This is a genomic window from Halochromatium sp., assembly GCF_054919635.1.
The window spans coordinates 1-10,762 of record NZ_JBUDPI010000097.1 but is presented as its reverse complement, the minus strand read 5'-3'; the positions used below and the strand labels follow the sequence as shown (position 1 = coordinate 10,762).

Here is a 10,762-nt window from a genome sequence, read left to right as displayed (position 1 = left end):
GGGACCGGCTGGGGACCGACTGGGCCATGCCCCATGATATCCTTAAGACTCTAACCTCTTTTCGCTCCGCTGATTCCAAGAGACTTGATTGATGCCTTACCTGCTCGTCCTCTACTACAGCCGTTACGGAGCAACCGCCGAGATGGCGCGACAGGTCGCGCGCGGATCGGAGGAGGCTGGCTTAGAGGCACGGTTGCGCACTGTGCCGCCGGTCTCGACCGTTTGCGAGGCAACCGCAGACCCAATCCCAGAGTCTGGGGCTCCCTATGCCGAGCTCGACGACCTGCGGGAGTGCAGCGCGCTGGCGCTCGGGAGCCCAACGCGCTTCGGCAACATGGCAGCGGCACTCAAGTATTTCCTCGACGGCACCTCCTCACTCTGGCTCTCGGGCACCCTCGTCGGTAAGCCGGCTGGTGTCTTCACCTCCACCTCGAGCCTGCACGGGGGGCAAGAGACGACGCTGCTCTCGATGATGCTGCCGCTGATGCACCACGGGATGCTGCTGATGGGGCTCCCGTACAGCGAGACTGGCCTGATCCACACCCAGGCTGGCGGAACGCCCTACGGGCCATCGCACGTCGCCGGCATCAATAATGATCAACCGCTGAGCGAGATCGAGCGCGACCTCTGCCAAGCGCTGGGTCGCCGACTGGCGACCATAGCCCTCGCGCTAAACCGCTGATCCTCCGGTGCACGAGCGGCATCCTCCGCAGCTACCGCTCGCACTGCGCCAGCCAGAGCCAGGAGGCCTGGATGGCTTTATTGCCCACGGCAATGCGGCTGCAGTCGCCGCAGTTCGACAATGGGCCGATGGCAGTGGCGAGCGCTACCTCTACATCCACGGCGCAGCATCGAGCGGTAAGTCACAGCTGCTTGTTTGCGCCGCCGGTGAGGTGCGCCAGCGCGGACTGGGCGTCGTCTATCTGCCGTTGGATACGCCAAGCCTGACGCCAGATGTCCTCGATGACCTCGAGCAGCGCGATGCGATCCTGCTCGACGCCTTGCAGGCGATCGCGGGCAGCCCGGCCTGGGAGCGAGCGCTGTTCAATCTCTACAATCGGGCCCGTGATGCGGGGCGGCGACTGCTCGTGGCAGCCCGCCAGCCAACCGGCCGACTCGGCCTCAGGCTCCGCGATCTCACATCGCGCCTCGCCGCTGGTCCTAGCTATACGCTGAAGCCCTTGAGCGACAACGGCCGCGCCGAGCTGCTCCGCATCGGGGCCGCGCAACGTGGACTGCGACTCGGCGAAGCGATGATCAGCTACATCCTGAGTCGCTGCCCACGCGACCCGGGCACCCTAACCAGACTCCTCGACGAGATCGACCGAACCGCCCTCGCCGAGCAGCGACAACCCTCAATCCGCTCGCTCGGCCGGCTCTTAGAACGCCTCGAGCAGGCAGACCAGCGCCCTGAGGACGCGGCCGCACCGACCAGCCCTCAGCAGACCGACCCCGGCTAATAGGGCCCAGGGCATAATCATGGGTCGAGCAGGATTGTGGGCCGCAGGACCTCGGTAGCGCAGCCCCGCACACCATCAAGGAGGACAACCCAAGGCTGGCCAGCAAGGCAGCTGTCTAGCCCACAGGCGTCTGGCTGGCTCAGCGTCGTGGAGATCGAGCCAGGCGACCCGAAGCGCCGCTGGCCGAGCCGCTCAGCGGCACTATCACGCTGATCATTGAGCCCGAGCAATAGAATGCCGAGCCCGAATCTTGAATGCTCGACAATGACTTGCTTTGATACCAGATGAATTGCAGGGCTTCTGATCAGGTTGCGCTGTTCGCCGCAACACCGAAAGCCCTGACCGACTGCGACCCAAAGCCCGCTCGGCGGGCAACACCATAAGAGCTCAGAGCATGGCCTTGATCGATTGTCCGGAATGCGGGCGGCAGGTCTCAGACCGCGCCCCCACCTGTCCGCAATGCGGCGTGCCCATTGCTATCCCAGCTAGCGCGCCCGGCGCAGCTGCCACTGCTGCAGCAGCACCCGCGAATGCTGCCGTGCTGGGAGATAGCCACAGCCTGCACGCGCAGGAGTCCGCAGCCGCATCATCACCCACGACGGAGACCGACACCGCCGCAAGCAAGCACGAGACGGTCGAGCCTTTCAGGATTCGTATCGCTGGGCGCCCGGTTCCAGTCGCGGGAATCCTGTTCTGGGGCGGCATGGTGCTCGGCATGGGCTTGAAGTATCTGCTTCCACCCACCGCTGAGGCCGAGGCAGAGCCCGAGATCTGGCGTGTTGTTCCTTGGGTGATGATCTGGTGCGGCGTGCTCTGGTTTGCGGTGACCGAGTTCGGCGCCTTGCTCAAGAGCAAGCTCAGTCGGCGCTGACCCGCTGCTTCGGTTGGCAACGGAGACCGAAAGCCGCAACCAGGGTCTGAAAGCGACCCCTTTCCTGCAAGCACGCATACCGTCTTGCTAGATCCTGCGCGGTTGCGCTGAGCTTTGACAGCCATCGCCTAAGCTTGCTCGTTTCGGGGCTAAACCGTTTCAGAACTGGATAGGGCGCAAACAGACATGCGCCCGTCGCATCGGTCGTGTATCGTCGGGCCCTAGTGATGCACTAGGCCAAACGCAACACGCCACCTCCTCGCCTGATACGAGAAGACCGATGCCAATCATCGCCACGCAACCGAGTGTTCGAGTCGTCACGCTGCGCATCGACGGTCAAGACCTGTCGGCGCGCGAAGACGAGACCATCATCGAAGTCTGCCGGGAGAACAAGATCCCCATCCCTAGCCTGTGCTGGATGGAGGGACTCTCGGTGGTCGGCGCCTGTCGACTCTGTATGGTCGAGGTTGCCGGTCAGAATCGCCTGCTCGCGGCCTGCGCCACGCGTGTTGCCGAGGGCATGGAGATCACCACCAACTCGGAGAAGCTCCAACGCTATCGGCGTACGCTCGTCGAGCTCCTCTTTGCCGAGCGCAATCACATCTGCTCGGTCTGCGTCTCCAACGGCCACTGCGAGCTGCAATGGCTAGCCAAGACCTGCGGCGTCGACCATGTGCGCATGCCTTACCGTAATAGCGGCTACGCGGTCGACAGCACCCATGAGATGTTCCGCGTCGACCACAATCGCTGCGTGCTCTGCACCCGCTGCGTGCGCGTCTGCGATGAGATCGAAGGGGCACATACCTGGGACGTCATGGGTCGTGGCAGCGACTGTCAGGTGATCACCGATCTCGCCAAGCCCTGGGGCGAGAGCGACACCTGTACCAGCTGCGGCAAGTGTGTGCAGGTCTGCCCGACCGGCGCCTTGGTCAAGCAGGGCACTTCGGTCGGAGAAATGGTCAAAGATCAGCACTTCCTGCCGATTCTTGCTCGCCGGAGGTCCGCACGATGAGCGCCCAGTCCGAAGTTGCCACACAGCCGCCGCCAAACCAGCATGCCGGCGAGGCTAAGATCACCGTTGCTACGATCTGGCTCGATGGCTGCTCTGGCTGTCATATGTCGTTTCTCGACATGGATGAGCGGCTGGTGGACCTCGCACAGAGACTCGACGTCGTCTACAGCCCCTTTGTCGATGCCAAAGCGCTCCCGGACCAGGTCGATATCGGCATCATCGAGGGCTCGATCAGCAACGAAGAAGACCTGCACAAGGCGCAGCTGTTTCGCGAGCATTGCGATCTACTGGTCAGCTTGGGCGACTGCGCCGTCAACGGCAATGTGCCGGCCATGCGCAATCCGTTCAAGCTCGAGAGCGTTTATGAGCGCGCCTATCTCGAAAATGTCAACGTGAATCAGCAGATCCCGACAAACGGGGTCCCGGCACTGTTGGAAACGGTCAAGCCTGTGCATGGCGTCGTCGACGTCGACGTCTTCATTCCGGGCTGCCCGCCTAGAGCTGATGTCATCTACTACGTACTGAGCGAATTGATCGCAGGTCGAACCCCTGATCCGCTGAGCATGACCCAGTTCGGCGCCTAGCTGACTCAGATATGAGCGGCTGCGAAGTCGAGGAGCTGCTCACAGGACGAGCTCGCAATGCGTATCTGGCCAAATCACGCTAAGGATTCACGCGAAGGGATCGCGCAAAAGGATCACGCGAAGGCCCGGCCGATCGCGTATCCGACTGAATTGTGCATCAACGCCTCTACCATCAACGCCTCACGCCCCGGACTACGCGACCATGAGCCGAACCATCAGCATCGACCCGGTCACTCGCATCGAAGGCCATGCCCGCATCTCACTGCAGCTCGCCGACAGCGGTGAGGTCGAGGACGCCAAGTTCCATCTCACCCAATTCCGTGGCTTCGAGAAGTTCTGCGAGGGCCGCCCCTACCGCGAGATGCCAGCACTGACCGCCCGCACCTGTGGTATCTGCCCGGTCAGCCACTTGCTCGCCTCCAACAAGGCCTGCGATGACCTGCTCGCCGTGACCATCCCGCCGACAGCAGAGAAGCTGCGCCGGATCATGAACTTGGCGCAGCTGCTTCAGTCCCACGCGCTGTCGTTCTTCCATCTCTCCTCGCCCGATCTGCTGCTCGGCTGGGACTCGGACCCGGGAGAGCGCAACATCTTCGGCGTCATGGCGAAGGACCCAGAGCTCGCCAAGCAAGGTATTAAGCTGCGTCAGATCGGCCAAACCATCATCGAGATGCTCGGCGGCAAGAAGATCCACCCGACCTGGGTCGTGCCAGGCGGCGTCAACGAGCCACTCGACAGCGCGAAGCGCGAAGCCATGCTGCAGATGCTGCCGGAGGCGCTCACCATCGCCAAGGACACCTATGGGCTGTTCAAGACCATGGTGCCCAACTTCAGAGACGAAGCTGAGCACTTCGGCACCATGCCGACCATGTTCCTGTCGTTGGTCTCGCCGAAGGGACAGCTCGAGCACTACGATGGCTTCTTGCGCATCAAGGACGCGCAGGGCCGAATCGTCGAAGACATGGTGCCTCCGTCTGACTACCCATGCATCATCGGCGAGGCGGTCGAGGACTTCAGCTACATGAAGTTCCCCTACTACAAGCCGATGGGCTATCCGAACGGCATCTACCGGGTCGGCCCGCTGGCGCGGCTCAACAACGCGGAGAGCTGTGGCACACCGTTCGCTGATGTCGCACTCGCCGAGTTCCACATGCTCCAGGAAGACTCCGGGCCGGTACGCTCGAGCTTCCACTACCATTACGCGCGGCTGGTCGAGATCATCTTCGCCATCGAGATGATGCAGCGGCTGCTCAAGGACCCAAGCATTCTCGACACGCGGGTGCGAGCCCATGCGCGCGGCAACCGCGACGTCGGCATTGGCGTCGCTGAGGCACCACGCGGCACCCTGATGCATCACTACAAGATCGACGACGCCGGCCTGATCACCTGGGTCGATCTCATCATCGCCACCGGTCATAACAACCTCGCGATGAATCAGAGCATCAAGCAGGTCGCCGACGCCTATGTCGATGGCAACAAGCTGTCTGAAGGGATGCTGAATCGGGTCGAGGCGATGATCCGCTGTTTCGATCCTTGCCTCTCCTGCGCCTCGCACGCCTTCGGCCAGATGCCATTGAGCATCGAGCTGAAGGATGCCTCAGGCAGGGTCCTCGATCGGCTGGTGCGCGACGCATGAGTGGTGGCCGAGCCGCGGTTGAGTCCGCTCAAGCGCAAGACCCTGGCCGCGGCGAGCCCTCGCGGTCATTCGCGGCGGCGACCGCCGGCAGCGAATCACCGCCATTGAGGGCACTCGTGATCGGCTACGGTAGCCCGATCCGCGGCGATGACGCGCTTGGGCCGCTGGTTGCTGACCGGCTTCAGGAGCGCTTAAGCGCGCAGTCAACGGCAGAGACCGAGACGGCCGCAGAAGCGATCGAGATTCAGGCGCGTCACATCCTGACCGCCGAGCTGGTCGACGACCTTGCCCGCACCGAGCGCGTGGTCTTCATCGATGCCGCCGTCGACACGCCCCCTGGTGAAGTCCGACGCCAGCGCCTCACGCCTGACCGAAGCGCCCTATCGACCATGGCCCACTTCCATGACCCGCGGGAGCTTCTCGCCTGGTGCGAGGCGCTCTATCAGCGCGCCCCCGAAGCCTGGCTGGTCTCCGGCGGTGGCTCAGACTGGGGTTATGCCTGCTACACCCTCAGCGACAGGGCACAACAGGCTGTAGAGCCGATGATCACCGAGGTGATGTCCCTGATTCATGCACCTAGGCCTGGAAACACGAAAAGATGCGGATGACGTGCGCAGCCGTAAGCCATCCGCTGACGCGAGCCGCAGGATCATCCTGGTAGCCCCTCTTCGCAGCCGCCGCCCTGGGCGCAGCTTCTAAGAAGACCTAACAGAGTGCCGTTGACGCGATCAGATTCGGCAGCTCATTCGAGCTGTACATCGAGAAACAGCCGTTGCCGGCTTCGGCTCAAACCCGCCCAAGCCGAGACCGAGAGACAACAACACCGATGCGCGAAATCGTTCAAATCGACATCTCCGGCCGCGACAAGCCGGGCATCACCAAGGCGCTGACACAGGTATTAGCCCGCTACGACGTGACCGTTCTGGATATCGGCCAGTCGGTCATCCACAACACCCTAGCCCTGGGGCTCCTTGTGGAGCTACCCGAAGAACCTGCCGGGTGCCCAGCGTTCAAGGAGCTCTTGTTTTGCGCCCACGAGCTCGGGCTCGATGTCCGCTTCACGCCGGTGGCCGCGGATGCCTACGAGGACTGGGTGGCCGAACAAGGGCAGGCGCGCCACATCCTGACGTTGCTCGGGCGCGAGATCAGCGCCGCGCAGATCGCCCAGGTCGCCGCTGTTGTCACCGCAAACCAGCTCAACATCGAGCAGATCTCCCGTGTCTCTGGCCGGATCTCGCGCCGGACTGCTGCTGTCGACCTTGCTGGCGCCGGTGTGAGTGCAAGTGCCAACGCGAGCGGGAGCACCAACGCGAGGTCCAACGCCAACCAGCCCCAGCGCCCCGCCTGCGTGCAGCTCTGGCTGAAGGGACCGGTTGCTGATGTCGGTGCGCTGCATGCCAGCTTCCTCGAGCTCGGCAGCCGGCTCGATGTGGATATCGCCATCCAAGAAGACGACATCTTCCGCCGCAACCGACGCCTGGTCTGCTTCGACATGGACTCAACGCTGATCCAGACCGAGGTGATCGACGAGCTGGCCGCTGCCGCCGGGGTCGGCGGCCAGGTCGCAGAGATCACCGAGCGCGCGATGCAGGGCGAGCTCGACTTCAGTGAAAGCTTCCGCCGCCGCATGGCCCTGCTCGAAGGGCTTGAGGAGTCCGTCCTCAGCGAGATCGCCGAGCGGCTGCCGATCACCGACGGTGCCGAGCGGCTCATCAGCGCCCTAAAGCAGCTCGGCTACCGGGTCGCCATCCTCTCCGGCGGCTTCACCTACTTCGCTGAGCATCTGCAACGTCGACTCGGCATCGACGACGTGCACGCCAACCAGCTCGAATTCGAGAACGGCCGACTCACCGGCCGCGTCACCGGCCAGATCGTCGATGGCCAGCGCAAGGCCGAGCTGCTGCGTGAGATCGCCAGGAGCGAAGGCATTCGTCTCGAGCAGGTCATTGCCGTCGGCGACGGCGCCAACGACCTCCCCATGCTCTCGATCGCCGGCCTCGGCATCGCCTTCCACGCCAAGCCGCTCGTCAAGGAGCAGGCCCGCCATTCCATCGCCACCGTCGGCCTCGACGGCATCCTCTATCTGATCGGCATGCGCGACCGGGATTTGGAGGCATTGGGAAGCTAGGGCTCTAGAAGGAAAGGCCGCTCTAAGCGGCCTTGATCGCGCTGCATCCGCCTCCGCGGGCGTCAGATTCAGCAGTCAGCATCAGATCGCAGGGCCTGCCACCAAGACTCGGACGACAGCATGGAGCGGTGTCGCACCGGACGGTAGGCGCTGCGCGACGATCAGCCCACTGCTGACCAGACTGCTATTGCAGCCGCTGCTTCGGTAGCCAGCCGACAATCCGGCTGCGCTCAGCCGACTCGTCGATGCTGAAGAAGCGGTTCAGCACCAGTAGGGCCTCGTCGAGATCGGTGCAGCCGTAGTCGTCCATCACGACATGGTTGCTGCAGTCCTCAACATGATAGCTGTGCGCACGGTCCGCGGCGTCGTAACGCAGCCGGTAGCCGGAACCTGTCCAAGCGTCCCACTTGTAGCGGATTACCTGTTCTTTTTCGTCAAACATCTTTCAACCTACTGAATTTGGTGAGTCATCCGGAAAATCGATCGGCGACATGGGATAACCGCGCCGTTCGGGATTTCCCGAACGTCAAAATCGCGCATGTCGCAAAAGTGCGTCCGGCGATCTCTTACCCCATAGTCTAGGAGCGTAATTGCTACTTGACAAGGGAAAGTCTAACTGTTGTTTGAGGAAAAAAGTGTGGACCTATGCGCATTTTCAGCACCCCTTCTCTGCCCACCAGAATGTATTAAATATGCCACACAGATGCGAGCGCGCAACAACTAGCGCAGAGCTTCGGCCTGTGATCGGCATTGCTGATCATGCTGATGACGCAAATCGTGCGAATCGAGGGCAACAGAACGACTCAAAAGGCCGCTGTCGCGAGGCTGCTTGAGCTGCTACCGGAATCAGGACGCGCCCGATCAAGCCCCGATCAAAGCCGGCTTCAGGAGCGCATCAGCATGCGCAGTGGATCATCGGGATCGACCCAGTCCATGAAGGGGATGCGACGGTCGTTATGGGTAACGCGATAGATCAGCCCAAGCCAGTTCCCGACCACGCCCTCGGCGGTGTCGCGCCAAGTGTTATCGAGTCCCTCCGCAATCCGAGCCTCGGGAAAGGGCGGCGGCTCACGGCCGCGGTCCAGGGCTCGCTGCAACATGTGGCGATGCTCGTCGAGCACGGCCGCCGCCTTACGTGAGAACACGTTGTCCGGAAAGGGCGGATAGTCGCTGCGCGCACCACTCGCGAAGCGCTCAACCTCGCGCTTGTATTCCTTGAGCAAGGAGATGGTGTCGTACTCCGGATGGCCTTGGAACATCACGATGCGCAGCCCGTCCGGGCTGGTCGCCAGATGAACGCCAGCCTCATCGCTCGCAACCAGCACCCGCGCACCAGCCGCCTCGAACTGCTCCCGGCTGACATCATTGAAGCGTGAATGCGGTACGTCGAACAGCGTGTTGGTCCCTTCCACCAGCAGGTGTGGCTGACCGCTCACGCGATGTGTGAACACCCCCCAGCGCTTTGACGGCAGCGGCTGACGCCGTTGACCGTAACGAAACTGCATCACCGCATGTGTGGCGAGACAGGAGCAGAGGGTCGAGGTGACATGCTCGAAGGCCCAGTCGACGACCTCGATCAACGGCGACCAGAACGGCTGCTGCGTCAGGTCCGAGCCGCTGACATTGGCGCCGGTGATGATCAGCGCATCCAGGCCCTGCTCGCGCACCGCCTCGAACGGCTGGTAGTAGCGCTCGATATGCGCCCGCGCCTTTTCACCGCGAGGCAGTCCAGGCAGCGAGAACGGATGCACATAGAATTGAGCGATCTGATTGCTCTGCCCGACCAGCCTGAAAAACTGCCGCTCAGTGGCGGCCAAGGCCGCATCCGGCATCATGTTGAGCAGACCGACATGCAGCTCGCGGATATCCTGATGGATCGCCCAGTCGGATTCGAGAATGTTTTGCCCTTCGCTGCGCAGGCGATCGAAGGTCGGCAGGTTGTTATGGGCAACGATGGGCATCGGGTCAGTCCTCCCCGGTCTCAAGACCGGTCAGGGCCTCGGCCTCTTGGTCCGGAGCCAATAGCGGCGTTCGCGCGATCGCAACCTCGATCAAGGCCAGAAAATCCTGCTCGTCGCGCACCGCTGCCACCTCGGTTGACTCGACCGTGTAGCCAAAGGGTCGAGCGATAGCCTCGTAGCGCGGCACGCGGGAATGGAACAATCTTGGGAAGACCCAGCGCGTGAAATCGTTGGGGTCGATGTCGGCCACATAATCAAGCCCCCGCTCGGCCAGATAGTCCTTGACCGCAGCCTTGATGAAGGCGGGCCGAAAGTAGAGCGGCTTTGGGTCGGCCTGGGCGCGGCGGATCAGCTTGACCTCATCGGCCTGTGGGACGCGGATATAGAGGATCAGGCTGTGCTGGGCCAGCAGTTCGATCACCGAGGGTTCCTCGAGCTCGCAGAGGCTACCGCCGACATCGTTGACGAAATGACTGTAGCCGTAGATCTCGCGCGCCTTGCGAATGAACTCGGGCACATCCTGCATCGCACGGATCTCGGCATCGCGATATAGGGCCTGGCGCCGGTTGAACTCCGGTAACGACAGACCGCCCTTGTCCGGATCGCCAAGCTGCCCGACGAAGCTCAGCACGGGTCCCAGATCGTCCACCTGGATCTTGTTCTGGAAAGCAACCCAATCCCGACGCAGTAGATCGCGAAGGAAGGGCACCTGCATCGCCTGCAGCTTGATCAGATCGAGGATCGGCTCATCGAGATAACGGGTCCCGATCCGATAATCGCCGGAGTAGTGGAACCAGTCGCTCCGCCGCAGCAGACCGGATAGATAGGTCTTGCCGACCCCAGACATCCCCAGCAGCGTGACGCACCGGTGCTGCCAGTGGCGAAATTCGTCGATCGTCAGCCTCACAGCGAGTCCTCGATAGTGCACAAGCCCAGTCGTTGTGGCCTAAGGCCCTGACTCGGGTCGCGGAAAGGGCGGAACTATACGCGATCCGTCTGCCTGATCACCAGAGAGGGTGGGCAGGTCGGTGCCATGCGAAACCCACAAGGTTTTCTGGACTGGGTCGGCCAAAGGCCAAAGAGCCCAGAGTCACTATCAAGCGAGCGCTA

At 62.6% G+C, this 10,762-nt stretch carries 11 protein-coding genes; 8 read left to right on the top strand and 3 right to left on the bottom strand.

What is annotated here, in order from left to right; genetic code table 11:
• Positions 1–91: 91 nt before the first annotated feature.
• From wrbA to serB, 8 genes are all read left to right on the top strand, one after another.
• A complete protein-coding gene (wrbA, locus tag ACY693_RS07970) occupies positions 92–682 on the top strand; it encodes an NAD(P)H:quinone oxidoreductase (RefSeq protein WP_462321300.1) in 591 nt (196 codons plus the stop codon).
• A gap of 7 nt (positions 683–689) precedes the next feature.
• Positions 690–1,460 (top strand): DnaA regulatory inactivator Hda, encoded by a 771-nt coding sequence (hda, locus tag ACY693_RS07965; protein WP_462321299.1) that lies wholly within the window; start codon positions 690–692, stop codon positions 1,458–1,460.
• A 394-nt stretch (positions 1,461–1,854) separates the two neighbouring features.
• On the top strand, positions 1,855–2,331 hold the full coding sequence (locus ACY693_RS07960) for a zinc ribbon domain-containing protein (protein WP_462321298.1): 477 nt from the start codon (positions 1,855–1,857) through the stop codon (positions 2,329–2,331).
• Positions 2,332–2,611: 280 nt separating this feature from the next.
• Positions 2,612–3,343 (top strand): bidirectional hydrogenase complex protein HoxU, encoded by a 732-nt coding sequence (hoxU, locus tag ACY693_RS07955; RefSeq protein ID WP_462321297.1) that lies wholly within the window; start codon positions 2,612–2,614, stop codon positions 3,341–3,343.
• Positions 3,340–3,927 carry an NADH-quinone oxidoreductase subunit B family protein gene (locus ACY693_RS07950; protein WP_462321296.1) on the top strand — a complete coding sequence of 196 codons (588 nt, stop codon included), beginning with the start codon at positions 3,340–3,342 and terminating at the stop codon, positions 3,925–3,927. Before hoxU ends, ACY693_RS07950 begins: the two co-directional genes overlap by 4 nt.
• Before the next feature lie 202 nt (positions 3,928–4,129).
• On the top strand, positions 4,130–5,563 hold the full coding sequence (locus tag ACY693_RS07945) for a Ni/Fe hydrogenase subunit alpha (RefSeq protein ID WP_462321295.1): 1,434 nt from the start codon (positions 4,130–4,132) through the stop codon (positions 5,561–5,563).
• On the top strand, positions 5,560–6,171 hold the full coding sequence (locus ACY693_RS07940; protein ID WP_462321294.1) for a hydrogenase maturation protease: 612 nt from the start codon (positions 5,560–5,562) through the stop codon (positions 6,169–6,171). Before ACY693_RS07945 ends, ACY693_RS07940 begins: the two co-directional genes overlap by 4 nt.
• Before the next feature lie 218 nt (positions 6,172–6,389).
• Positions 6,390–7,691 (top strand): phosphoserine phosphatase SerB, encoded by a 1,302-nt coding sequence (serB, locus tag ACY693_RS07935; protein ID WP_462321293.1) that lies wholly within the window; start codon positions 6,390–6,392, stop codon positions 7,689–7,691.
• Between the two features lie 184 nt (positions 7,692–7,875).
• Here serB and ACY693_RS07930 read toward each other — a convergent pair whose 3' ends face one another.
• From ACY693_RS07930 to ACY693_RS07920, 3 genes are all read right to left on the bottom strand, one after another.
• Positions 7,876–8,133, bottom strand: coding sequence for a hypothetical protein (locus ACY693_RS07930; protein ID WP_462321292.1), 258 nt, complete (start codon positions 8,131–8,133; stop codon positions 7,876–7,878).
• Between the two features lie 442 nt (positions 8,134–8,575).
• Positions 8,576–9,652 (bottom strand): homoserine O-succinyltransferase MetA, encoded by a 1,077-nt coding sequence (metA, locus tag ACY693_RS07925; protein WP_462321291.1) that lies wholly within the window; start codon positions 9,650–9,652, stop codon positions 8,576–8,578.
• Between the two features lie 4 nt (positions 9,653–9,656).
• A complete protein-coding gene (locus ACY693_RS07920; protein WP_462321290.1) occupies positions 9,657–10,559 on the bottom strand; it encodes an ATPase in 903 nt (300 codons plus the stop codon).
• Positions 10,560–10,762 lie beyond the last annotated feature (203 nt).